The sequence below is a fragment of the Streptomyces pratensis genome, from assembly GCF_016804005.1.
Classification (GTDB): Bacteria; Actinomycetota; Actinomycetes; order Streptomycetales; family Streptomycetaceae; genus Streptomyces; species Streptomyces pratensis_A.
In genome coordinates, this window is the sequence record NZ_CP051486.1 from 4,313,681 (window position 1) to 4,336,587 (window position 22,907).

20 protein-coding genes are annotated in these 22,907 nt (G+C 69.5%); 8 read left to right on the forward strand and 12 right to left on the reverse strand.

All coding sequences use genetic code 11. The annotated features are described in order from the left end of the window. Positions 1 to 505 precede the first annotated feature (505 nt). On the forward strand, positions 506 to 1,936 hold the full coding sequence (locus HED23_RS17395; RefSeq protein WP_203184303.1) for a PP2C family protein-serine/threonine phosphatase: 1,431 nt from the start codon (positions 506 to 508) through the stop codon (positions 1,934 to 1,936). 158 nt (positions 1,937 to 2,094) lie between these two features. Here HED23_RS17395 and HED23_RS17400 read toward each other — a convergent pair whose 3' ends face one another. After that, on the reverse strand, positions 2,095 to 3,591 hold the full coding sequence (locus tag HED23_RS17400; protein ID WP_203184304.1) for a hypothetical protein: 1,497 nt from the start codon (positions 3,589 to 3,591) through the stop codon (positions 2,095 to 2,097). 231 nt (positions 3,592 to 3,822) lie between these two features. Between HED23_RS17400 and HED23_RS17405 the strand changes: the two genes are divergently transcribed. Continuing rightward, entirely contained in the window at positions 3,823 to 4,959 is a 1,137-nt protein-coding gene (locus HED23_RS17405) for an aminoglycoside phosphotransferase family protein (protein ID WP_203184305.1), read from the forward strand. Positions 4,960 to 5,059: 100 nt separating this feature from the next. Here the strand turns inward: HED23_RS17405 and HED23_RS17410 are convergent, their stop codons facing one another. Next, positions 5,060 to 6,391, reverse strand: coding sequence for an N-acetylmuramoyl-L-alanine amidase (locus tag HED23_RS17410; RefSeq protein ID WP_203184306.1), 1,332 nt, complete (start codon positions 6,389 to 6,391; stop codon positions 5,060 to 5,062). Positions 6,392 to 6,632: 241 nt separating this feature from the next. Between HED23_RS17410 and HED23_RS17415 the strand changes: the two genes are divergently transcribed. Further along, entirely contained in the window at positions 6,633 to 8,900 is a 2,268-nt protein-coding gene (locus HED23_RS17415; RefSeq protein WP_203184307.1) for a terpene synthase family protein, read from the forward strand. Here the strand turns inward: HED23_RS17415 and HED23_RS17420 are convergent. Both HED23_RS17420 and HED23_RS17425 read right to left on the reverse strand, forming a co-directional pair. After that, positions 8,839 to 9,339, reverse strand: a complete 501-nt coding sequence (locus HED23_RS17420) for a hypothetical protein (RefSeq protein WP_203184308.1) — start codon at positions 9,337 to 9,339, stop codon at positions 8,839 to 8,841. The two genes, HED23_RS17415 and HED23_RS17420, sit on opposite strands and share 62 nt — an antisense overlap. Before the next feature lie 46 nt (positions 9,340 to 9,385). Then, on the reverse strand, positions 9,386 to 9,787 hold the full coding sequence (locus tag HED23_RS17425; RefSeq protein ID WP_203184309.1) for an ACT domain-containing protein: 402 nt from the start codon (positions 9,785 to 9,787) through the stop codon (positions 9,386 to 9,388). Between the two features lie 192 nt (positions 9,788 to 9,979). On the opposite strand from HED23_RS17425, the gene HED23_RS17430 reads away from it, so the two are divergent. Together HED23_RS17430 and HED23_RS17435 are read left to right on the forward strand one after the other, a co-directional pair. Continuing rightward, positions 9,980 to 11,065: a right-handed parallel beta-helix repeat-containing protein gene (locus tag HED23_RS17430; RefSeq protein ID WP_203184310.1), complete on the forward strand. Its 1,086-nt coding sequence runs from the start codon at positions 9,980 to 9,982 to the stop codon at positions 11,063 to 11,065. 34 nt (positions 11,066 to 11,099) lie between these two features. Continuing rightward, positions 11,100 to 12,182: a methyltransferase gene (locus HED23_RS17435; protein WP_203184311.1), complete on the forward strand. Its 1,083-nt coding sequence runs from the start codon at positions 11,100 to 11,102 to the stop codon at positions 12,180 to 12,182. Positions 12,183 to 12,257: 75 nt separating this feature from the next. Here HED23_RS17435 and HED23_RS17440 read toward each other — a convergent pair whose 3' ends face one another. The 7 genes from HED23_RS17440 to HED23_RS17470 all read right to left on the reverse strand — a co-directional run bounded on the left by HED23_RS17440 (position 12,258) and on the right by HED23_RS17470 (position 17,506). Continuing rightward, entirely contained in the window at positions 12,258 to 12,590 is a 333-nt protein-coding gene (locus tag HED23_RS17440; protein WP_203184312.1) for a TcmI family type II polyketide cyclase, read from the reverse strand. 19 nt (positions 12,591 to 12,609) lie between these two features. Then, on the reverse strand, positions 12,610 to 13,089 hold the full coding sequence (locus HED23_RS17445) for an SRPBCC family protein (protein WP_203184313.1): 480 nt from the start codon (positions 13,087 to 13,089) through the stop codon (positions 12,610 to 12,612). Position 13,090: 1 nt separating this feature from the next. After that, positions 13,091 to 13,348 carry an acyl carrier protein gene (locus HED23_RS17450; RefSeq protein WP_203184314.1) on the reverse strand — a complete coding sequence of 86 codons (258 nt, stop codon included), beginning with the start codon at positions 13,346 to 13,348 and terminating at the stop codon, positions 13,091 to 13,093. Positions 13,349 to 13,362: 14 nt separating this feature from the next. Then, complete coding sequence (locus tag HED23_RS17455) at positions 13,363 to 14,613, reverse strand: ketosynthase chain-length factor (RefSeq protein ID WP_203184315.1); 1,251 nt, start codon at positions 14,611 to 14,613, stop codon at positions 13,363 to 13,365. Further along, on the reverse strand, positions 14,610 to 15,881 hold the full coding sequence (locus HED23_RS17460) for a beta-ketoacyl-[acyl-carrier-protein] synthase family protein (protein WP_203184316.1): 1,272 nt from the start codon (positions 15,879 to 15,881) through the stop codon (positions 14,610 to 14,612). The genes HED23_RS17455 and HED23_RS17460 overlap by 4 nt, the downstream gene beginning before the upstream one ends. Further along, complete coding sequence (locus HED23_RS17465) at positions 15,878 to 16,321, reverse strand: cupin domain-containing protein (RefSeq protein WP_203184317.1); 444 nt, start codon at positions 16,319 to 16,321, stop codon at positions 15,878 to 15,880. The genes HED23_RS17460 and HED23_RS17465 overlap by 4 nt, the downstream gene beginning before the upstream one ends. A 66-nt stretch (positions 16,322 to 16,387) precedes the next feature. Beyond that, positions 16,388 to 17,506, reverse strand: coding sequence for a TcmI family type II polyketide cyclase (locus tag HED23_RS17470; protein ID WP_203184318.1), 1,119 nt, complete (start codon positions 17,504 to 17,506; stop codon positions 16,388 to 16,390). A 273-nt stretch (positions 17,507 to 17,779) separates the two neighbouring features. On the opposite strand from HED23_RS17470, the gene HED23_RS17475 reads away from it, so the two are divergent. Next, complete coding sequence (locus tag HED23_RS17475) at positions 17,780 to 19,414, forward strand: FAD-dependent oxidoreductase (RefSeq protein WP_203184319.1); 1,635 nt, start codon at positions 17,780 to 17,782, stop codon at positions 19,412 to 19,414. 34 nt (positions 19,415 to 19,448) lie between these two features. On the opposite strand, the gene HED23_RS17480 is transcribed toward HED23_RS17475, so the two are convergent. After that, on the reverse strand, positions 19,449 to 20,969 hold the full coding sequence (locus tag HED23_RS17480) for an alpha/beta fold hydrolase (RefSeq protein WP_203184320.1): 1,521 nt from the start codon (positions 20,967 to 20,969) through the stop codon (positions 19,449 to 19,451). A 207-nt stretch (positions 20,970 to 21,176) separates the two neighbouring features. Here HED23_RS17480 and HED23_RS36105 point away from each other — a divergent pair, with 207 nt between their 5' ends. Both HED23_RS36105 and paaK read left to right on the forward strand, forming a co-directional pair. Beyond that, positions 21,177 to 21,605, forward strand: a complete 429-nt coding sequence (locus tag HED23_RS36105) for a DUF1348 family protein (protein ID WP_398083949.1) — start codon at positions 21,177 to 21,179, stop codon at positions 21,603 to 21,605. A gap of 5 nt (positions 21,606 to 21,610) precedes the next feature. After that, entirely contained in the window at positions 21,611 to 22,900 is a 1,290-nt protein-coding gene (gene paaK, locus HED23_RS17490) for a phenylacetate--CoA ligase PaaK (RefSeq protein ID WP_203184322.1), read from the forward strand. Positions 22,901 to 22,907 lie beyond the last annotated feature (7 nt).

A 22,907-nucleotide genomic window follows, 5' to 3' on the forward strand; every position in this document is an offset into this window, starting at 1 on the left:
AGACATGGATTCCGAACCCCATCCCCCTGAATGGCAATGGGTGTCGTTTTCACTTACTGTTTCCCCAACACACCCGGACGCACCGTCATTCCCGTCGATCACCCAGGGGTGCGGATCACCCGCACCCACTTCCACGAACGGGCGACCGACGAACGTCCGGCCACCGCCTCGAACACCCCATCGCCCGGAAGCGCAGCCACGGGCATCAGCCGGCGGCCGACGACCCCATGCGACTCCACGTGCGCCCTGATACCGACCGGTGAGAGCCGCGCAGGCCTGCGTACGCGGGCGTACGCCGAGACGCTCACGCCGGGCGACTTGCGTCAACTCCCCTCCAAGCGCAAGGGTGTTCGGGAAACCCGCACCCCAGCCAGCCGATGACATATGCCAGAAGCAAGAACGTATCGAGTGTTGCCAAACCCCTTACGGGGTCCCCCAGCCTGTGCAACAGTCGTGTTCGGTCCACCCCCACGAACCGGCCGTACCGCCTGTATCGGAGTACCAGATGCCGTCCCATCTGTTTGCGGACCGCCCCGCACCGCAGCCGCCCGAGCGGGATGCCGTCGACGCCCTGATCAACCGGACTCGGCTGCTGCGCGGCGACGTGGACGCCGTACGGCGTGACACCTCGGTGATCGACGACGATCCTCAGCTGCGCTGGCAGCGAGCGCTCTGTGAACTCGCCGTCCATCAGCTCGACGACCTCGGCGAGCACCTGGGCCAGCTGCGGGACGGCATACACCGGCCCACAGCCGCCGAACCCGCAGGAGCAGCGTGCGCGGAGACGCCTGCCGAGGCACCGACGGGCTCACTCCTCAGCAGGGTGGGCAGCGCCGAGTGGAATCTACTGACGGACGAGGTCAGCTGGTCCGACGAGCTCTTCCAGATCTTCGGCAAGGCCCCGGGAACGGGAGCGCTGTCCCTGGACGAGCTGCCGTCCGCTCTCCTCGCGGAGGACCAGCCACTCCTGACGTCCATGGTGACCGACTGCCTCGTGGACGGCAGGCCGATAGACGGCGAATTCAGAATCCTGCTGCCCGACGGCGGAATGCGGACGCTGCACATGATGGGCGAGCCCGTTCTCGACTCGGACGGCTGCACCGCTTCCATGTGGGCGGTCCTGCGCGACGTCAGCAGGCTGAGGCGCAGCCAGCACATCGTGGTGAGGACACAGGACACCCTGCGACGCCGGGAACAGATGGCCCGCGCCGAGCACCGGATGGCGGTGGAACTCCAAGAGGCTGTTCTTCCGCCATGGCGTGGCTCGCTGCCGATACCCGGACGGGGCACGAGCGGACTGGACATCGCCGCCCACTACCTGCCGTCCGGGTCGAGCGATCTGATCGGCGGCGACTGGTACGACGCACTGCCGCTCCCGGACGGGAAAACCCTGCTCACCGTCGGTGATCTCACCGGCCACGGCATCCCCGCCACCTCGGCCATGGCGATGCTGCTCGGCGCACTCCGGGGCATGGCCGTGGCCGGTATCGGCCCGGGAGCGGTCATGGGCCATCTGAACCAGCTGATCGAGTGCTCGGCACAGCCGGCCCTGGGCAGCGCCGTGTGCTGCCGCTTCGATCCGGCGACCGGCACACTGGCCTGGGCACAGGCAGGGCACCCCGCGCCGCTGCTGTTCCGCAACGGAGAGGGGCGACCTCTGCCCTCGCCGGACGGGGTGCTGCTGGGGGCGGCATCCGGAGTCACCTACGAGCAGGACCATGTGGCCCTGCTCCCGGGCGACGTGCTCGTCCTGCACACCGGCGGACTGACTCGGCAGAGCGACCCGAGCGTGGGCCCGGACACGCTTCTGGGGCTGGCGCCCCGGATCGCACAGGCGCGAACGGCACAGGACTGCGTACGGGCGGTGGTCGAGGAGCTCGGATCGGCCGAACGGCTCGACGACGCCTGCGTGCTGGTCGCCCGCGTCGAGGCCTGAGGGAGTACCGGACCGCGTCGAAGGGGGTTGCCGAGGCTTCCGGGCCGTCCCGTGCGCGTTTCCGGGCAGCCCTGTGGCCTCGGTTGCCCTCTTGACGCGACAGGCGTGCCCGGCTCGTGGCCGAGGATCGTCCTGAGTTCGTCACCGACGCCCCCGGGTCAGGTCTCGGAGCGCCTTGTCCTCTTGTTGGACGCGCTCGGGGGCAGGACGTGTTCGATCTCCTCACGCAGGTCCTCGATCTTGGCGTAGCCGGAGAACTGACCGGTGAGCCGGTACATCTCGCGCAGCCGGTCCCAGGTCCGGTGCGAGGAGGTCTCCCCCATCGACACCAGGGCAAGGCGTGCGTAGCGGTCGGCCTGCTCCGGATCGTCGGCGATGAAGCACGCCGATGCCAACGAGATGTAATCGAAGATCTTGGACCGTTGACGACCGTTTATCCGCAGCTCGAGTGCCTGCTTGGCGTGGCGCTGAGCAGTGGAGGCCGCGCCCGGGTCGTGCTCCGCCAGCGTCCGGAAGGCCAGGGCCTGCATCCCGTGCATGTCCGCCTCGTCGAACATCTGCATCCAGCTCGGCGGCGGCACATCGCCCTTGTCCGAGACGAAGAGCTCCTCGGCCTCGCCGAGTGTCCGCCGCATGGCCTGCCCGCGTCCCATCGACGCCTGTGCCCAGGCCTCGATGGTGCGCAGCATCGCCTGGGTGCGCGGCAGGGTCTCGTCCCCGGAACCGGACTTGGCGAGCTTCATCAGGTCCAGGGCGTCGTCCGGCCGGCCCAGGTGAACCATCTGGCGGGCCGCACGGGAGAGTGCCTCCCCTGCTCGAGGGCGATCGCCGCCCTCACGAGCCGCGTGGGCCGCGATCACGAAATACTTCTGGGCAGTGGGTTCGAGGCCGACGTCGTGGGACATCCAGCCGGCGAGAACCGCGAGGTTCGCGGCGACACCCCAGAGGCGGCGCTGCAGATGCTCGGGGTGGTGGTAGGCGAGCATGCCGCCCACTTCGTTGAGCTGGCCCACGACCGCCTTGCGCTGGAGTCCGCCTCCTCTGGAGGCGTCCCAGGCCCTGAACACCTCGACCGAGTGCTCCAGAGCCTCGATCTCCTCGGAGCCGATGGGCGCGGCCTCGTAGAGGTCGAAGCCCGCGTTGTCGGCGTACAGAGGATCGTTGAGGCGGGACGCCCGGGCCGCCGGAGCGGGCTCGGAGTGCAGCCAGTCGTGCATGGCGCCGGTGAGAGCTGAGCCAGCGGCGAGCGCGGCGCCCGCGCCCACCAAGCCGCGTCGGTTGAGCATGAGGTCCATTCCCGTGAATTCGGTGAGGACCGCTGCCGTCCGTTCGGGCGCCCACGGCAAACCGTCGGGATTGTCTTCCGTCCCGGTTTTTCGCCGCTTCCCCACGCGCCCGCGTCGGCCGAACCCGAGGTCCTCGATGGTCACGACACGGCCGAGCCGCTCGGTGAACAGAGCTGCCAGCACTTCGGGAACGGGATCGCGGGGGGACTCCCCCATGTCGATCCAGCGCCGCACCCGCGAGGTGTCGGTGGCCAGTTGGAGATGGCCCATGGCCGCCGCCTGCCTGTTCACCATTCTCGCGAGTTCGCCCTTGGACCAGCCGGCCAGGCCGAACAGGTCAGACAGGCGGGTGTTGGGTTCTCCGGTCACGTCAAGCCCCCAGGTTCTCGGCTGACTTGACCCTAGCCCCCTGGCGGATGCCCGGCGAATATTCGCCAGGGTTCGCCAGGGGTCGCTAGATGTTGTGCCACCCGCGCGCCGGTGTCAGGTAGGAAAGCGCCACCCCGCCCGGCAGCCCTAGGTACTCCCCAGGGTGCCGAACGGCCGCCGGCCGGGGCGGCGCACGCAACTTGTCGGCGCACGAAGGGATCTGTCTCGCCCATGTACACAGCATCGTCCTCCGTGTCCGCCCCGCCCCGGCTGCTTCGTCCCGCGGGGGCGGGCGGCGGGCCGTATCTCGACCCACGCGCCGCGTCACCGGTGTCCGGCGCGGGTCGGACCCGGCGGACGGCGGGTCCGGGCTCCCAACCGCTCAGCGGAAGACTGGACTTGTCCGGCGCCCAGGGCGCGCAGCTGCGGATGGCCATCGCTTCCGTGCACCGCATCTGTCCGGAGTTCAATCCGGTACAGGTACTCCGCCGCAGCGGACGCTCTGTGCTCATCGTGGGCACCACCGGGCGCACGACTGCGGTGGCCAAGTGCTTACTCGACCACTCCCCCGCATGGACGGAGCGGTTCCGGCACGAAATAACTGCGTATCGTGCCTTCGTCAGGCACCGCCCGCCGGTCCGGGTACCGCGCCTCATCGCCGCCGACCCGGAGAACTGCACCCTGGTGATCGAGCGGATGCCCGGCCGCGTCGCGGCCCTGACGAGGCATCCGGCCGAGGCGCCGCCCCGTGCGGATCTGAGGGCCGTTCTCGGAGCCGTCAGCCGGGTCAACGCGTGGAGGCCGCCGGCCGGCCTGTTCGAGGCGCCGCTGGACTACGCCTCACGCATCGCCCGCTATCACGAGCTGGGGCTTTTCACCGACCGTGATCTGGGTGACCTCCAGAAGCTGCTGCACGGCCTGGCCCACGCAGGCGGCCGTCAGGGCATGGGCCAGTTCTGCCACGGCGACGCCCTGCTCTCGAACATCCTGCTGCCGCCCACCGGACCCGTGCTGGTCGACTGGGAGCACGCCGGCTGGTATCTGCCGGGGTACGACCTGGCAACGCTCTGGGCCGTGCTCGGTGACGCCCCGGCGTCACGACGACAGATCAGCCAGCTGGCGCAGGCAGCGGGTGCCGCAGCCCGGGACGCCTTCCTGGTCAACCTGATGATCGTACTGACGCGGGAGATCCGTACGTATGAGACGGCTGTCCAGCGGGCCATGCGCGAAGGCGCACCGGCCGGTGGAGGGCAGGCGCGACAGGGTGTCCTGTCCTCCAGCGAGGAGCAGCGGCTGCTGCTGCGCAGGCTGCACGACGACTGCGCGATGGCCCGGCGGGCCGTGCGCGCGGCGGTGGGCACACGCTGACCACGCCGGGGCGACCGGCCTGACGAGCGGGGGAACGCGCTGCGGGACCGGTGCCGACACATGGGTCCCGCAGCGCGCCGGCCGCCGTCTCAGCCGGTGTTCATGAGCCGGCTCTCACCACGTCGACGTCGGACGCCTTCACGAAACCGATCCGGTGGCCGATCTGGACGGTCACGTACTTCTCGGCTCCACGGAAGTACGTGTGGTCGTACGGTTTCGAGGCGTCGATCGTCGGTGCGTAGTAGTAGCCGGTGGGCGCCTCTCCCCCACCCGGGAAAGCCTGGCCCGCCTTGATCGTGTAGACGAGCGGGGTCCCCACGGTCGGCTTGACGAAGTCTGTTGGGTACTCCGTCTTCTCCGGGTAGGCGACGCCGTACACCGGCACTTCCGCCTTGCCGGCCTTGGGCCGTACGATCCGGCCCGATGTGGGGCTGACGACCCGGATCCCTGCGGGGGTGCGGAACCACGCCTTCTGCCCGTACCACCAGATCGCTGTCCAGCCCGGTGTTCTGTCGGCGACGACGGCCTGTTGTGTGGCGCTGATCTTGCTCCCCCAGTCCGCGGCACAGTTCGTTCCAGGCGAACCGTCCGGGTGCAGCCCCGGGTCGGAGAAGAGCGGCGAGTCCGTGGACGGCGCGGTGTGCAGCGGGACCGCGCTGCTGCCCTGCCGGGGAAGGTCGACGCCCTTCTCGCAGTCACGGAAATCCTGCTGGTTCCTGGTGAAGTCCGCGCTGACCGTGATCAGTTCGCTGCTTTTGGGGGCGCTCGGCACGGTGGGTCTGCCGAGCAGCGCCATGAAGCGGTTCCAGTCCCAGTAGGGCCCCGGGTCCCAGTGCATGTTCTGCGTACCGGCGGCAGAGGTGGGCGGCACCCCGTCATGGCCGAGGATGTGCTGCCGGTCGAGCGGGATGTCATACTTCGCCGCGAGATGACGCACCAGTCGTGCGGTCGAGCGGTACATCTCAGGGGTGTACCACTTGGCTCCCTCGGCTGCGACGCCCTCCTGCTCGATGCCGATGGAGTGCGTGTTGAGGTACCAGTTGCCCGCCTGCCAGGCGACGTCCTTGTTCTTCACCATCTGCGTGACATGGCCGTCGGACGAGCGCACCACGTAGTGGGCGGAGGTCTGGTTGGCCGGGTTCTGGAAGATCCTCAAGGTGGTGGCGTAGTCGACCTCGGTGTCGTGCAGGACGATGAACTTGACGGCGTTGCTGTCGGGCCGGTCCGCCGTGTCGTAGTTGCCGTACGTGTCCTTGTCCGCCGGATCGCCGGTCTGCTGGTAGGCCGCGGGGACCCAGTCGCAGGTCAGGCCGCGGGGGCAGTCCGGTCGTACGGTGTCCGCGCCGGCCGCCGCCGGGGAGAGGAGCGCCACGCTCAGCGCCCCCGCCGTGGTCAGTGCGAGCGCGAGTCTGATCCTCTGCTTCGACGTCATGACAACCCTTCTTGGGCCGGTGTGGCAGAGCGATTCCCGTGGGTCTTCCCGTGTTCATCGGTCGGCGCACACTCTGTGGCGGGAGGTGTTGGTGAGTCAAGAGTGCAGTGTGCAGCTGGGCCTGAACTTGTGTGACTATTCCGCGCCGCGCGTGCCCCGGATGGCCCACGGGTAGTGCTGGCGCCGACAGGAACGGTCCGCAGCCCGGATCGCGTGGAGTTCTCCGAAAGGCCCGACGCACATGGCACAGCCCTTCTCCCTGCCGGACTTCTACGTGCCGTATCCGGCACGTCTCAGCCCTCATCTGGAGGCGGCCCGGAGCCACACCAGGCAGTGGGCGCGCGGTATGGGGATGCTGGAGGGATCCGGCATCTGGACCGAGAAGGACCTGGAATCCCACGACTACGCGCTGCTCTGCGCGTACACCCACCCCGACTGCTCGGCCGAGGCCCTGTCACTGGTCACCGACTGGTATGTGTGGGTCTTCTTCTTCGACGACCATTTTCTCGAGCTGTTCAAAAGGACTCCGGACCGTGAGGGCGCGAAGCGGTACCTGGACCGGCTGCCCGCCTTCATGCCCATGGAGCGAGGTGCGCCGCTGCCGGAACCGACGAACCCGGTGGAAGCGGGGCTGGCCGACCTCTGGGCCAGGACGGTACCGGCCATGTCCGATGCCTGGCGGGCCCGGTTCGCCGAGGCGACGGAGAATCTGCTCAACGAATCCCTCTGGGAACTCTCGAACATCAACGAGGGGCGCATCGCCAACCCCGTCGAGTACATCGAAATGCGCCGCAAGGTGGGCGGTGCGCCGTGGTCGGCCGGGCTTGTGGAATACGCGGCGAACGCGGAGGTGCCCGAGTCGGTGGCTGCTTCGCGCCCTCTGCGGGTACTGAAGGACGCCTTCTCCGACGGCGTGCACCTGCGCAACGACCTGTTCTCGTACCAGCGCGAGGTGGAGGACGAGGGCGAGAACAGCAACGGCGTCCTGGTCCTGGAGAGGTTTCTCGGGTGCTCGACCCAGGAAGCGGCTGAATCGGTCAACGATCTGCTGACGTCACGTCTGCAGCAGTTCGAGAACACCGCCCTCACCGAGCTCGGCCCGCTGTGCGCGGAGAAGGAGCTGACCGCCGACGAGACGGTCGCTGTCCTGGCTTACGTGAAGGGGCTCCAGGACTGGCAGTCGGGCGGCCACGAGTGGCACATGCGCTCCAGCCGCTACATGAACGGCGGGGGCACGGGACGGAGCGCGCCCGGTTTCGGCATGGCCGCCGCGTCACTGCGCTTCACGCCGCGTTCCGAAGCGCTCCGGCTGCGCAACCACGCCCATGTGCCCTACCAGCACGTCGGTCCTTCCCTCCTGCCCGACTTCGACATGCCGTTCAGCACGACGCTGAGCCCGCATCTGGACGGGGCGCGGGTACGGATCGTGGACTGGTCACGCCGGATGGGGCTGTTGGAGGCGCAGCCCGGTGTGCCGGGTTCACACATCTGGGACGAGGAGCGGCTCCTCGCGACCGATCTGCCACTGTGCGCGGCGGGATTGCATCCTGACGCGACCCCCGACGAGCTCGATCTGTCCTCGGGGTGGCTGACCTGGGGGACGTACGGCGACGACTGGTTCCCGGTGGTGCACGGCCGGACCCGTGATCTGGCGGGGGCACGGACGGCCAATGAGCGGCTGTCACTGTTCATGCCGTTGGACGGAAACTCCGTTCCCGAGCCGGTCAACGCGCTGGAGCGGGGGCTCGCGGATCTGTGGCGGCGGACCGCCGGACCGCTGGACGAGGACGCGCGCCGCACCTTCCGGGAGGCGGTGGAGTCGATGACGGCGAGCTGGCTGTGGGAGCTGGCCAATCAGGCGCAGAACCGGGTCCCCGACCCGGTCGACTACGTGGAGATGCGCCGGGCGACGTTCGGGTCGGACCTGACGATGAGCCTGTGCCGGCTGGGCCACGGCAGGAAGGTGCCGGACGCCGTCTACCGCAGTGGCCCGATGCGTTCCCTGGAGAACGCGGCAGCGGATTACGGGGCGCTGCTCAACGACCTGTTCTCGTACCAGAAGGAGATCGAGTACGAGGGAGAGGTGCACAACGGCGTCCTGGTGGTGCAGAAGTTCTTCGGGGTGGACTATCCGGCGGGCGTGGCGATCGTGCACGATCTGATGAATTCACGGATGCGCCAGTTCCAGCATGTAGCCGAGCAGGAACTGCCCGTTCTGTACGACGACTTCGGCCTGGACGCGGAGGCGCGGGAGGTCCTGGCCGGCTATGTGGTCGAGCTCCAGCACTGGCTGGCGGGCATTCTGATCTGGCACCGGGACTGCCGGCGCTATCGCGAGGAGGATCTTCGCCGGGGCACCGGAACCCCGTGGCACATCAGTGGGCCCACGGGGTTCGGGACGTCGGCGGCACGGGTGACACGGATGCTGACCGCGCAGCAGGGACGGTTCAGCCCTGCTGGAACAGCTCTGCGGGGAGTGGCTTCAGCAGGGCGTACAGATCGTCGGTGATCGGACGGTCCCAGCTGGCGATGGTGACGAGCACACCGTCGCTCCGGTCGAACTGGACGCATGAGATCCGGCTCTCGGACAGCTTGATCCGGCGCACGATCAGCAGGCTGTCGCCCTGCATGACGGGCACGTCCTCGGAACCGGTGACTTCGACCGGCTCGTCGTTCTCGAGGGCGAGGAGCAGCTGGGCGACCTCGAAGGGGACCTGGCCCTCCTCGGTCTCGCGGGCAGGTGAGCCCTCCGGCAGATTGCCGATGATCATCGCGGGGCCACGTCCGCCGAACAGGTCGTAGCGCAGGAACACGCCCTGACAGCTCCCGTCGGGAGCGGGCAGCAGACCGGCGCCGAGGTTGCCGGGCCAGTCCCCGGGGTCCATGGCCAGGACGTCGAAGTCCGGGCCCGCGGGTGTGGCGGCGCTACGGCGGCGGAGGAAGGACATGGGGCCATGGTACGTGTCCCGGCTCACGTCGCGGAGCCGGGCACTCCTACCCGGACTCCGCGGCCAGCGCATCGAGCACCCGGACCGCCTCGGTCGCACGAGCGTAGGGCACGAACAGGTGGTCGTGGTGAAATCCGGCGACCACGTTGCAGCTGATTCCGGCGTCCGTGAGGGCGAGGGCGACCGCCGCGGTGAGACCGACGGCTTCCAGCGCCGAGTGGACACGGAGCGTGATCCACCCGGCCACGAAGTGGTACTCGAGCCCTGTCGCCACGGCTTCCGGTTCGGGGACGACGAGGGTCAGGCCTTCCCGCTCGGAGACGGTGATCACCGGGGTCACACCGGCGGGTACGTCGCCGTCGGGCAGGGTCACGTAGACGTACCGGCCGGACCGTAGCTCCGGCCGCATGCCCCGCAGCAGTGTTCGAAGATCGCGCTCACCCGTCATGCGGCCACGCTACCGGCCCGCTGCCGCACCGGCGTCACGGCTTCCCGGAAAGCTCCGGCAGGCGCCGGCCTGCGGCAGGCACAGTCGCCGGACGCCGTCCCGGGGGCGGACGAATGAGCCATTCAGGCACGCCATGTATCCATACGCTCACCTTGCGTGGCACCCGCCGTTGATCGCCCATAGCTTCGGCTCATGAGGAAAAGACACATGAAATGCCTGGCGGGCATCACCATCGCCACTGCCACGACCCTGGGCCTCGCGGCCGCTCCTTCCGTCGCCTCCGTCAACCATGACCTCGTGGTGCGCCCGGGCGAATCGATCCAGAGTGCGGTGGACGCCGCGCAGCCCGGCGACACCGTCGTCGTCCTGGCCGGCACGTACCGCGAAAGCGTCCTGATCACCAAGCCCGGACTGACCCTGCGCGGGACCGGGGCGCGGACGGTGATCGCACCGCCGGCCGCGAAGGGGGCCAAGGCCGCCAACGCCTGCGCCACGGGCGGGAACGGGCTCTGCGTCATCGGGACCAAGGGGAACACGGTCGACGATGTCCGCATCCGTTCGCTGACCGTCTCCGGCTTCGAGAAGAGCGGCATCTGGGCGTCCTGGACCGACGGGCTCTCGGTGCGCAGGGTGGCCGCGGGCAAGAACGGCACCTGGGGCATCGCCCAGGAGCGTTCCACTCGCGGTGACTTCCGGTACAACACGGCTACCGGCAACGGCGACGCCGGCATCTTCGTCGCCAACTCCGTCAGCGAGGAGGGCGGAGCGACCGACACCGGCGGGACCCTGGTCGTGGACAACTCCGTGAGCGGGAACCGGATCGGTGTCACCGCCCGTCGAGTCCGGAACCTCGTGATCGACGGCAACACCCTGACCGGCAACTGCAGCGGGGTGTTCGTCGTGGGTGACGAGTCCAAGCCCGCCGCCGGGGCGATGACCATCAGCGGCAACCGGATCCTCGAGAACAACAAGTTCTGTCCGGCGACCCCGCGCCTCTCCGCGATCCAGGGATCCGGCATCGTCCTCACCGGCAGCGAAGCCACGAACGTACATTCCAACATCATCCGGGACAATGTGGGCACCACCCCACTCTCCGGCGGAATCCTGCTGTTCAAGAGCTTCGTGGGCGCGCTGAACACCGACAACACCATCAGCGAGAACTACGTACGCGGCAACAAGCCGGCCGACCTCGCCAACCGCGACACCTCGGGCACCGGCAACACCTTTGTCAGCAACACGTGCGGGACATCTGTCCCGGCCGGCATGTGTGCCGGATGACGGCTCACCGCCGCACAAGGAGAAACGAGACGGTATGACCACCGTGAGTCCCACCCCCGACACCACTCCTGTCGCACCCACCATCACCGCGCACATCTCCGCGGCGCAGACCCCGCCGCCGTCCATGCGGCTCCGGGAGCTCGCGTTCGGAGCGGCATGTGCCGCGGCGGTACGCGCGGCGGCCAGGCTGGGCGTCGCCGACGCCCTGGGCCAGACGCCGGCCTCGGCCTCGGAGCTCGCCCTGGTCGTGGACGCCGAGCCCGTACCTCTTCGACGACTGCTGCGCGCGCTGTGCTGTTACGGGATCTTCAGTGAGACGGCGGACGGGAAGTTCTCGCACACGGAGATGTCACGGCTGCTGCGTGAGGACGACCCGAACAGCCTGAAGTACATCTCCCTGTGGTGCACGGAGCCCTGGACGTGGGAGGTCTGGCCGCGGCTCGACGACGCGGTGCGGGCCGGCACGACCGTCTTCCCGGAGACGTTCGGCAAGGGTTTCTTCGAATATCTCCACCAGGACGCGGGCGAGTCCGCCCAGGTGTTCAACCGGGCGATGACCACCTCCAGCGTGCAGTCCGCACAGGATGTCGCCGATCTCCTGGACCTCACAGGGGTGTCCTCGGTCGCCGACATCGGCGGCGGTCAGGGGCATGTACTCGCGAGCCTGCTGGAGAAGCACCCCTCGGTCCACGGAACCCTCCTGGACCTGCCGGGCGTCGTGGCACGTGCGGACGCGCGGCTGCGGGACGGCGGCCGGCTCTCCGACCGCGTGCGGATCGTGCCCGGGGACTGCCGTGAGGACATCCCGTTCGAGGTGGATCTCTACATCATCAAGAACATCCTCGAATGGGACGACGAGAGCACCCGCAGGACCCTGGACAACGTGGTCGCCGCGGCCAGGCCTGGTGCCCGCGTGGTGATCATCGAGAATCTCGTCGACGACACGCCCTCGATGAGGTTCACCACCGCGATGGACCTGCTGCTCCTGCTCAACGTCGGGGGCGCCAAGCACACCCGGGAGAGCCTCGTCGGGCGGATGTCCGACGCGGGCCTGCGGGTGGGCGAGATCCACCCCGTCAACGCGTACCTGCACGCGTTCGAGTGCGTCGTGCCGTAGCGCGTGCACCCCGGCGGCGGAGACCGCCCCGGGCCCGGCACTCAGGTGCCGGGCCCGGGGCGGTCCTCCGTGCTGTCAGCCTGAGCCGTCGCGCTCCCACCGGTAGAACTGTTGCGCCATGGCGTCCTTCGGACCGCGCCAGGTCTGCGGGTCGTACGGGCTCACGAAAGCCGTGAGCCGGTCGCTGATGGCCCTGAACTCCGGGTGCTCCGTCGCCTTGGCGATCTCCGGGCCCGGGGGCCGCTCGGATTCGATGAGGTGGAGATAGACATCGCCGAACTGGAACAGGGTGCGCCTGTTCACACCGACGAGGTCGGGCAGCTCGGTGTTGTCGGAGGCTGCGAACAGCTTCGCGATGTCCGGCGCGGATTCCGGCGCCATCCGGGCGACGATCAGTGCGTGGTGCATCTGGCAGCCTTTCGGGGCATCAGTTGGCGGGGACCGAGGCGGATCGGCGTTCGCGGTCACGCTGCTCGATCTTGTCGCGGATGAGCTCCAGCTGGACACGCGAGTTGCGGTTGATGTTGTCGGTCATCCACGCGTCGTCGACCGGTGCGTCGGGGCGCATCGCGAAGTCCTGGCGCCAGTGCATGCGCGTGCCGCCCGGGACCTCCGAGTACTCCCACCGGATGTCCATGTGCTGGAACGGGCCGGGCTCGACCCGCCGCGCGACCACGTTGCGTCCCTGGCGGTCCGTGGTGCGCTCGGAGACCCAGCTCCAGACCTTGCCGTTGTCGTCGGGGTGCATGGTGAGGCGGAAGGTCGTCTTCTGGCCCTCGCGCTTCATGACCTCGACGGCCGCGTACTCGCTGAACAGCTGGGGCCAGTTCTCGAGATCGTTCGTCATGTCCCAGACGAGGTCCAGGGGTGCGGCGATGGTGATCTCGTTCTCGGTGTGTCCGGACACGTCAGACTCCTGTCACTGGGGTGTTGTTCACGAGGTCGAGGAACTCGCCGGGCGTCTTGCACCGGTCGGCGTCGACCGGCAGCGGACGTCCGTACCGGTTCTCGAGCGCGGCGACGATGCCGAGCAGGCCGAGCGAGTCGAGGCCGTACTCGTCGAAGGCCGAGCCGGGCCGGCTGGCCATCTCCGACGGGTCGACGGTGAGGCCGGCGCCGTTCTTCATGAGCGTGGCCAGCTCTTCGTACGTCAGTCGAGCGTTCATGAGACTGCTCCTTTTCACACAGGGGTGTCGGTGGGATGCCGAAGTACCAAGGCCGCGTTGGAACCCATGAGCCCTCGGCTGAGCACGAGTGCCGTCCGCAGTTCGGCGGGGCGCGCCCGCCCGGTGACCACGTCGAGGTCGTGGCACACCTCGAAGACGTTGGGCGTCGGCGGGACCAGGCCGTGTTCCATGGCGAGTACGGCGGCGGCCGTGTCGAGCACGGGGGCACCGCAGTAGGCTCGGCCGATCCCGGTCTTGGGCGCCGTCACGGGTACCCGCCGTCCGTGTGCGCCGAGGGCGTCGGCGATGGCCAGCGCTTCGGCACGGTCAGCCGAGGGCACACCGAGCGCGTCCGCGAAGACCACATCGATCTCCTCCGGCGCGCAGCGGGCCTCGCGCAGGGCGCCTTCGATGGCCCTGGCCAGTCCCGCGCGGGATTCCTCCCACCGGGACGCGCCGGTGAAGGTGGCGGCGTGGCCGGCCAGTTCGGCACGGATCCTCGCTCCGCGCTCGCGGGCCGCCGTCTCCTCCTCGACCACCAGCATGCCGCCGCCTTCGGCCGGAACGAATCCGCAGGCGTCCGCGGTGAACGGCCGGTAGGCGCGTGTGGGTTCCTCGCAGAGACTGAGGTCGTCGTAGCCGAGCTGGCAGACGACCGAGTACGGCGCGAGCGGCGCCTCGGCCGCGCCGACTACGACTGCGTCCGTGCCCCGGCGGATGGAACGTCCGGCGTGCATGAGCGCGTCCAGGCCACCGGCCTCGTCGCTGGCCACCACCGCGCAAGGCCCCTTGAAGCCGCCCCGGATGGAGATCTGGCCGGTGCTGGCCGCATAGAACCATGCGATCGACTGGTAGGGACCGACGAACCGGGAACCCTCGCCCCACAGCCGCTGGAGCTCGCGCTGACCGAATTCACCGCCACCGGATCCGGCGGCGGTGACCACGCCCACCTTGAACGGCGCGCCCTCGTAGTCCGCGCGTCCGAGCCGTGCGTCGTCCAGTGCGAGATCGGCGGCAGCCATCGCGTAGTGCGTGAAGCGGTCGGTCTGGACGAGGAATCGCTCCTCGATGAACGCGACCGGGTCAAAGTCCCTGACCTCGCCCGCGACCCGCAGAGGGAGGTTCTCGCAGCCTTCGCGGGACACCAGGTCAAGGACGCTGACACCTTCCTGGGTCTGCTTCCAGAAAGCACCGGCGCCGGTCCCGTTGGGGGCGACGACACCGATCCCCGTGATGACGGAGCGGCGATGTGCCGGGGTGTTCATGGGGTCCTCCCGCCTGATCGGGTCATGGCGACGGCGGACTGGAACCCGCCGAAGCCGCTGCCGACCGAGAGCACGCTGCGCAGCTTGAGAGGCCGTGCGGTGCGGGGTACGTAGTCGAGATCGCACTCGGGGTCGGCGGTCTCGTAGTTGGCCGTCGGCGGCACCGTCTGGTGCTTGAGGGCCAGGACGCACGCGGCGATCTCGATCGCCCCGATGGCGCCGAGGGAGTGGCCGACCATCGACTTGATCGAGCTCATCGGCACCTTGTACGCGTGCGCGCCCAGAGCCCGCTTCACCGCTGCCGTCTCGTGCCGGTCGTTCTGCTTGGTGCCCGAACCGTGCGCGTTGACGTAGTCGACCTGCGATCCGTCGAGCCGGGCGTGCGCCAGGGCCGTGTTGATGGCCTCGGCCATCTCCAGTCCCTCGGTGGTGAGCCCGGTCATGTGGTAGGCGTTGCCGAATGTGGCGTAGCCCGATATCTCGCAGTAGACGGTCGCCCCACGGGCGCGGGCGTGCTCCAGTTCCTCGAGGATGAGGACGGCGCCGCCCTCGCCCATCACGAAGCCGTCCCGGCGGGCGTCGAACGGCCGGGAGGCGTGCTCCGGGTCGTCGTTGTTCGCCGAGGTCGCCTTGATCGCGTCGAAGCACGCCACCGTGATGGGGGTGATCGGTGTGTCCGAGGCTCCGGCCACACAGATGTCGACCCGGCCTTCCTCGACCGAGTGGAAGGCGTACCCGATGGCGTCGAGCCCGGAGGTGCAGCCGGTCGAGACCGTCTGCACGGGCCCGTGCGCGCCGACCTCCTCCGCGACCGCGGAGGCGAGGGTACTCGGCGCGAACGCCCGCTCCAGGTGGGCGCCCGCCGGCCGGTGGTCGACGTCCCAGCGCGCGCCGCTGCCGCTGACGGCGACGTAGTCGTGCTCCAGGCGGGTGGTGCCGCCGACCGCTGTTCCGAGGGAGACCCCGATACGCCAAGGGTCCTCCCTCTCGAGGTCGAGGCCGGCATCGCCCAGGGCCTCCCTGGCAGCCACCAGGGCGAACTGGATGTAGCGGTCCGAACGGGCTATCAGGTCCGCGTCCAGACCGTGGTCGACGGGATCGAAGTCGCACTCGGCGGCGATCCTCGACCGGAACTCCGCCGGGTCGAACAGCGTGATGCCACGCGTAGCGGTACGGCCGTTGGCGAGCAGATCCCAGAAGGCGGGGGCTCCGATGCCACCGGGTGCGACGACGCCGACCCCGGTGACGGCCACGCGCCGCCGGGTCATGAGGCCGCCCCCGTTCGTTCTGGCGGCGCGTAGCCGTCACTGGGGTCCGCGGTCTCGGTGACTTCGGTGTCCACGTGTCCGAGTTCGGGACGCGGGGCGAGCGGGCCGAGGTGGAAGACCATGCGCGCCTCCACGTCACCCACGTTGCGGAAGCGGTGACGCACGTGCGGCGGGATCAGCAGGCCCTGGTCGGGACGCATGGGGTGCGATTCGCCGTCCAGGTCCACTTCGAGCAGGCCGTCCACCACGTACACGAATTCCTCGGAGTACGGGTGGTAGTGCTCGCCGATGCGGTCACCGGGGGCGACGATGGCCAGCCCCATGAAGCCGCTGGTGGCGCCCACCGCCGTGGGTGTGAGCAGGGCACGCAGGTCGCCGCCGCGCCTGCGGTTGGGCTGAGTCTCGCTGAGGTCCACGATGCGAGGCCGGTGGGTGGTCATGGCTGTTCTCCTCCAGGCACGTTGTGCGGTGTGACGGCAGCGGGTCGCCCCGCTGCCGGTGACGGATCAGGACTCGGTGGCCCGACGGTCGGTGATCAGGTTCATCTCGGCCTGCGCGAGGAAGCGCGCGGCCTCCTGGTCGGTCGTCGGCATGCCGTTCGCACCGCCGTCGAGCAGCCGGCCGAGCATGGCTGCCTTGCGGTGGCCGCCGATGCCCAGTGCCTTCGACGGCTGTGCGCCGAGCGGGCCCCTCACTTCGAGGAGACGCACCACGATGTCGTCGCGCTGGAAGATCGTGCTGCTCTCGATGAGGCTCGAGGCGTCGTTCGCCTCTTCCTCGTCCTGGCCCGCGAGCAGCCGGGCCAGTGCCATGCCGCAGCCTTCCTTGGCCTGGTAGAACAGCGAGTGCCGCTGGACGTCCTCAGGGGCGTGCCGGCCGGCCGTCACATGGTGGACCGTCGGGAGAGCCGCCCGGGTGAAGAACATCCGGGCGGAGTCGGGGTCGCTGAGGTCGCGGTCCTGCTCGAGGTACGGGTTGATGGCCTCCTCGACGGACCTGACCTCGGGCTGCCGGGAGACGTGGCGCAGGGCTGCCATGAGGTCACCCTCGACCTCGACCGCTCGCACGACACGGTTCCCGTGCATGAAGAGCGATGTACGGCGCAGCCGCGTGTTCTCGTCGACCCGTGCCTGAGGGGAGTCGTAGTCGGCGAGGATCTTCGCGACCATCTCCTCCGTGCCCGGCTTCACCGTGAAGGTGAGTGCGTGGCGTACGACGCCGTCGCCCAGTCGCGGTGCGGACTGGAGGCGGCCCTTGGCAGGCTCGGGGGTGCTCTCGAACGCGGCCCCTGTCTCCCGCAGAACGCTGAAGCGAAGGGACCGCGTATCGCGCACGCAGCTGTGCAGCGGCTGCACCGTGGCAACGTGCTCCTCGCTGTTCACCCAGGCGAGGAAGGGCGGGGCGCTCTCCCACTCACTGGTGATGAGCCACTGCGAGGGGTTCTCGATGGACTGGCACAGCTGGTCGCTGATGTGCCCGGGGATCGAGGCCACCTGGTTGCGCATGTGCTCGTACGCCTCGAGGAACTGGTTCTGGGCGCCGTCGTGCAGGTCCAGCAGCAGTATGACCCGGAGCCTCGAACCGTCGAAGGCGGACTGAGATATCCGTTCCGAGAGGGTTGTCATCTTTCGCTCTCCTTCGAGACGGTGCGGCGGCCACGCCTCGTGGCCCCTCGTCATCCGTCGGTTTCGGTGGAAGCGGCGCAGGTCCCTGCCCGCCGGCACGTGGCATCCGCCCCCGCATCGCGAGCATCGCTCCCGCGACTGATCGTGGAACGCTGGTACGGGCGGCGCGAGATTTATGAACCGTTCAGGTGAGGCACCGTCCGAAGCCCGGCCGCAGGCCTCCCGCAAGGGCATGGACACTGCATCCGTCACGCGTCCCAGCTGGAGCAACTGATGAACGAGAACGTCGATCTCCGCGTACCGGTCCTCATCGTGGGCGGCTCCCTGGTGGGCCTGTCCGCGTCCCTCTTCCTGAGCCGGCTCGGCGTCCGCCACCTGCTCGTGGAGAAGCACAGCAGCACCTCGACCCACCCGCGCGGGCGTGGGAACAACGTCCGCACCATGGAAGTGTTCCGGGCCGCGGGCGCGGAGCAGCTGATCCGTGACGCCGCATCCGTGCTGGCGGACAACCACGGGATCCTCCAGGCCGGGTCGCTCACCGGCGACGACCAGGAGTGGCTGTTCAAGGAGATCGACCCGGGCGGCGGGCTCGCCAGGTTCAGCCCGAGCGGCTGGTGCCTGTGCAGCCAGAACGATCTGGAACCCGTGCTGGTCACCCATGCCCGGGCTCAGGGCAGCGAGCTGCGGTTCTCCACCGAACTGATCAGCTTCGAGCAGGACGCTGACGGGGTCACCGCCGTGGTGAAGGACCGGGAGACCGGGGAGCACACCACGGTACGGGCCGACTATCTCGTCGCGGCCGACGGGCCCCGCAGTCCCGTGCGGGAGCAGCTGGGCATCGGTCAGACCGGCCCGGGTGACCTCTTCCACAACGTGAGCATCACCTTCCGCTCCCGGCGGCTTGCCTCCGTGGTGGGTGACAGGCGCTTCATCGTCTGCTACCTGACCGACCCGGAGGCGGACGGAGCGCTACTGCCCGTGGACAACGTGGAGAAGTGGGTGTTCCACGCGCCGTGGCAGCCCGACCGGGGCGAGACACTGGAGGACTTCACCGACGAGCGGTGCGCGGAGCACATCCGCAGGGCGGTCGGTGCGCCTGATCTGGACATCGAGATCACAGGCAAGGCTCCGTGGCACGCCGCCGAACGGGTCGCCGAACGGTACGCGTCGGGGCGGGTCTTCCTGGCCGGTGACTCGGCGCACGAGATGTCCCCCACCGGCGCTTTCGGCTCCAACACCGGTATCCAGGACGCGCACAACCTGGCGTGGAAGCTGGCCGCGGTGATCGACGAGGCGGCGGGCCCGGGGCTTCTCCAGACGTACGAGGCGGAACGGCTGCCGGTGGCGAGAGCGACGAGTGCGCGTGCGTCGGCCCGTTCGGGGGAGCACAGCCACCCGGGGTACGCGGGCCCGCCCGGACCGGGCGGCGGCCGCAAGGGCGGCATGCTCACCGTCGCCCTCGGCTACCGCTACGCACGGGGCGCCGTACTGGACATCGACCCCGGTCTTCCGGTGGTGCCGGACACGATGGGCCTCACGGGTGAACCCGGCACGCGGGCTCCGCACATGTGGCTCGAACGGGCCGGGGCTCGCGTGTCGACCCTGGATCTGTACGAGAGGTCGTGCGTGCTGCTGTGCGATGCCAGGTATCCGGACTGGCGTGCGGCGGCGGAGCAGGTGGCGAAGCGCCTGTCCGTTCCCCTGGTGCCCTTCTCCATCGGCTCCGTCCCCGGCGCCGACCTGGTTCCGGAGGACGGTGCCGACTGGGCCGCCGTCCACGGCACGACCCCCGAGGGCGCGGTTCTGGTGCGCCCCGACGGCTTCGTCGCCTGGCGTTCCGAAGGTCCGGCGGCGGACTCGGAGGCGACGCTGTACGAGGTCATGCTGACGCTGTTCCACCGCGGCTGACAGCGGGGCCGGCCGGCGGGTCCCGCGGGGCCCGTCAGCCGACCCCGAACGACCTGAGGGCGGCGAGGAACGCCTTCGGGTTGTCGGCGTGAACGAGGTGTCCGGCGTCGACGGAGGAGAACTGTCCTGCGGGTATCTGCCCCGCCATCCAAGCTAGTTGTTCCTGGTCGAGGTGGCTGCGGGAGCCCCCGACGACGAGCGCGGGGGCGGTGATCTCGCCGAGGGACTCCCGTGCGGACGGGTCAGGAGCGTTCAGCTGGGCGTCGATGGACGGCACGACCTGCCAGTCGTAGCCGAGCTCGCCCGTCGGGCGCTCGGCAGGCGGGCGGGGCGGGTCGAGCGGCAGCAGGACAGGAGCGTCCTCGACGACCAGCGCCCCGACGAGTGCCGGGTGCCGCTCGGCGAGCAGCAGGGCCGCCACTCCGCCCATGGAGTGCCCGACCACCGTGGCGCCGGACAGATTGCGGGCCTCCAGGAAGGCGTGCAGGTCGTCACGGAAGAATTCGAAGGAGTAGCGGCCCGGCCAGTCGCTGAGTCCGTGCCCCCTGAAGTCGAGTGCGTACACCCGGTGCCGGGCCGCGAGCTGCTCGGCGATGTCCGTCCAGTCGAGGCTGCTCCCGCCCCGCCCGTGGGCGAGGACGACGGGCGGCGCCGAGGGGTCGCCCCAGGTGCGGTACGCGAGCCGGATCCCGCCGGTCTGCACGCTGCTGACGCCGGGGTCGAGGAAGGCGGCGACCGTGCGGACGAAGGCACCGGGGTCGTCCAGCCACGGGAAGTGTCCGGCGCCTCGCTGAACGGCGAATTCCGCCTGCGGGAAGAGTGCTGCGAGTTCCGCCGCGCGGTCGGGGCTGGGGCCGCCGTCGTATTCCCCGGCGAGAACGAGCACGGGCACCTGCAGTTCGCGCAGGGCGGCGACCGTGGAGCCTCTGTCGAGACCGCTCTCCGGATAGTAGAGCGACCCGGCCAGGGCGTTCCGCTGTGCCGGGGACTCGGCGGCGTGCGCCTGGGCAGCGGCGTCCCAGCGCCCGTAGGTGAACGGGCGGATCCCGGCCCATGCCTCGGGCGTGGCGCGTCCGGCCTGGATCTCCTCCAGTGCTGCCCGGGCCTCGGCGTACCAGGGTTCACCGGCCCGCAGTTCGGCGGCCTCGCGTCGGTCCTGCGGGGTGGCGGGGAGGCCCAGGACACCGGTCCCGGGTGTGACGAGAGTGAGGGAGCGCAGTCGCTGTGGGTGCCTCGCCGCGTAGAGCGCCGCGAGCTCCCCGGCTGCGGAGTGGCCGAGCACATCGGCCCGTTCGATGCCGAGGTGCGCGCGGAGCGCCTCGACGTCGTCGACGAGCCGGTCGATCCGGTACGTCGACGGATCCTGCGGCACCGCCGAATCGCCGGTGCCCCGCAGATCGAGCAGCACCAGTTGCCGTACTCGGGACAGTCCGCCGAGGTCGCCGAAATAGCGGGCGGCCCGCATGGGGCCGCCGGGCAGGCAGATCAGTGGTTCGCCCTCGCCCACCAGACGGTAGGCGAGCTCGGTTCCGTCGTACGTGCTGAAGATCGGCATGACCGTCATTCAAGCAGGGCGGAGGTCTGGCCGCGGATGCGTCCGCCCTCAGCGAATCAGGCCGGCGGGTGATGTCAGGAGCCGGGCGCCCGTGCCCTCGCCCGGTGTGCCGGCTCGGGAGATCCGGGTACGGCCGCGGTGACGATCGCGCCCTCTGCCGGCAGTGCGTACACACCGGACCCGCGCAGGCGCAACCGTGTCGCGTGGGTGACCGGACGGGAAGAGATCACCCGCTTCCTGACACACAGGTGGGCCAGGAAGCTCGACTACCGCCTCGCCGAGGAACTGCGGATACACGACGGCAGCCGGATCGCCGTGGGCCTCGCCTGCGAGTGGCACGACGACGGGGGCCACCGGTACCGCTCCTTCGGGAACGGGAACTTCGAATTCGACAGCTGCTGGCTCGTGCGGGTGCGCCACGCGTCGATCAACGAACCTACGATCGACGAGGCCGGCCGGTGGTCCCACCGGCCGCTCGGACAGCGGCCGGGCGACCACCCCGGACCCGCCGGGCCGGGTCTCCGACCAGCAGTTGTCCACAGGCCGCACCACGCCTCTTGCCAGAACCGCCCGCCTCCTGAATTACTGCTCCCAGGAGGCGACCGAATGGTCGGTCGCCGGTCGGCGAGGGGATGATCCTGATGACCGCGCTGCGTGATGCCGGCGAGCGGCTCAGCCGCGAAGAACTCGAGGACCTGCAGCTGGAGCGGCTCCGGGAGACCCTGCGGCACGCCTACGAGAACGTCGGCTTCTACCGTGCGGCTTTCGACGAGGCGGGGCTGCGCCCCGAGGACTGCCGTACGCTCGCCGACCTCTCCCGGTTCCCGTTCACCGTCAAGTCGGATCTGCGCGACAACTACCCGTTCGGGATGTTCGCCGTCCCCGAGGAGCAGGTGCGGCGGATCCACGCGTCCAGCGGCACCACCGGCCGGCCCACGGTCGTCGGGTACACCGAGCGCGACCTGGACACCTGGGCGGACGTGGTCGCGCGGTCGATCAGGGCGGCGGGCGGGCGCCCCGGCCACAAGGCTCATGTCGCCTACGGATACGGGCTGTTCACGGGCGGGCTCGGCGCACATTACGGGGCGGAGCGTCTCGGCTGCACCGTCGTTCCGGCGTCCGGGGGGATGACGGCGCGCCAGGTCCAGCTGATCCAGGACTTCCGGCCCGAGATCATCATGATCACGCCCTCCTACATGCTGACCCTGCTGGACGAGTTCGAGCGTCAAGGGGTGGACCCTCGTTCCACATCACTGAAGGTCGGCATCTTCGGCGCCGAGCCGTGGACCGAGCGGATGCGAGGCGAGATCGAGGAAAGGTTCGCCATCGACGCCGTCGACATATACGGGCTGTCGGAGGTCATGGGCCCGGGCGTGGCCCAGGAGTGCGTCGAGACCAAGGACGGTCTGCACATCTGGGAGGACCACTTCTATCCGGAGGTAGTCGACCCGTTCACGGGCGAGGTGCTCCCGGACGGCGAGGAGGGCGAGCTGGTCTTCACGTCGCTCACCAAGGAGGCCATGCCGGTGATCCGCTACCGGACCCGGGATCTCACGCGGCTGCTGCCGGGTACGGCGCGCGTGTTCAGGCGCATGGAGAAGGTCACCGGGCGCAGTGACGACATGGTGATCCTGCGCGGTGTGAACCTCTTTCCCACACAGATCGAGGAGATCGTGCTGCGGACCCCCGGGGTGGCTCCCCACTTCCAGCTGCTGCTGACCCGGCAGGGGCGGCTGGACGCCCTGACCGTGCGCGCGGAGGCACGGACCGGTGCCACGGCGGCCGAGCGCGAGGCGGCCGCGCTGTCGATGGCGGCGGCCGTGAAGGAAGGGATCGGTCTGAGCGTCGGCGTCGAGATCGTCGATCCGGAGACCCTGGAGCGGTCGGTCGGCAAGATCAAGCGGATCGTCGACCTGCGGGAGGCCAAATGACGGAGGA

Excerpts from the sequence above, each read along its gene's own strand:
- HED23_RS17440 (WP_203184312.1), bottom strand. The coding sequence starts at position 12,590 with ATGCACCACGCACTGATCGTCGCCCGGATGGCGCCGGAATCCGCGCCG.
- HED23_RS17430 (WP_203184310.1), top strand. The coding sequence starts at position 9,980 with ATGAGGAAAAGACACATGAAATGCCTGGCGGGCATCACCATCGCCACT.
- HED23_RS17455 (WP_203184315.1), bottom strand. The coding sequence starts at position 14,613 with ATGAACACCCCGGCACATCGCCGCTCCGTCATCACGGGGATCGGTGTC.
- HED23_RS17410 (WP_203184306.1), bottom strand. The coding sequence starts at position 6,391 with ATGACGTCGAAGCAGAGGATCAGACTCGCGCTCGCACTGACCACGGCG.
- HED23_RS17405 (WP_203184305.1), top strand. The coding sequence starts at position 3,823 with ATGTACACAGCATCGTCCTCCGTGTCCGCCCCGCCCCGGCTGCTTCGT.
- HED23_RS17480 (WP_203184320.1), bottom strand. The coding sequence starts at position 20,969 with ATGCCGATCTTCAGCACGTACGACGGAACCGAGCTCGCCTACCGTCTG.
- HED23_RS17450 (WP_203184314.1), bottom strand. The coding sequence starts at position 13,348 with ATGAACGCTCGACTGACGTACGAAGAGCTGGCCACGCTCATGAAGAAC.
- HED23_RS17425 (WP_203184309.1), bottom strand. The coding sequence starts at position 9,787 with ATGACGGGTGAGCGCGATCTTCGAACACTGCTGCGGGGCATGCGGCCG.
- HED23_RS17460 (WP_203184316.1), bottom strand. The coding sequence starts at position 15,881 with ATGACCCGGCGGCGCGTGGCCGTCACCGGGGTCGGCGTCGTCGCACCC.
- HED23_RS17435 (WP_203184311.1), top strand. The coding sequence starts at position 11,100 with ATGACCACCGTGAGTCCCACCCCCGACACCACTCCTGTCGCACCCACC.
- paaK (WP_203184322.1), top strand. The coding sequence starts at position 21,611 with ATGACCGCGCTGCGTGATGCCGGCGAGCGGCTCAGCCGCGAAGAACTC.
- HED23_RS17420 (WP_203184308.1), bottom strand. The coding sequence starts at position 9,339 with ATGTCCTTCCTCCGCCGCCGTAGCGCCGCCACACCCGCGGGCCCGGAC.
- HED23_RS17415 (WP_203184307.1), top strand. The coding sequence starts at position 6,633 with ATGGCACAGCCCTTCTCCCTGCCGGACTTCTACGTGCCGTATCCGGCA.
- HED23_RS17395 (WP_203184303.1), top strand. The coding sequence starts at position 506 with ATGCCGTCCCATCTGTTTGCGGACCGCCCCGCACCGCAGCCGCCCGAG.
- HED23_RS17465 (WP_203184317.1), bottom strand. The coding sequence starts at position 16,321 with ATGACCACCCACCGGCCTCGCATCGTGGACCTCAGCGAGACTCAGCCC.
- HED23_RS17475 (WP_203184319.1), top strand. The coding sequence starts at position 17,780 with ATGAACGAGAACGTCGATCTCCGCGTACCGGTCCTCATCGTGGGCGGC.
- HED23_RS17470 (WP_203184318.1), bottom strand. The coding sequence starts at position 17,506 with ATGACAACCCTCTCGGAACGGATATCTCAGTCCGCCTTCGACGGTTCG.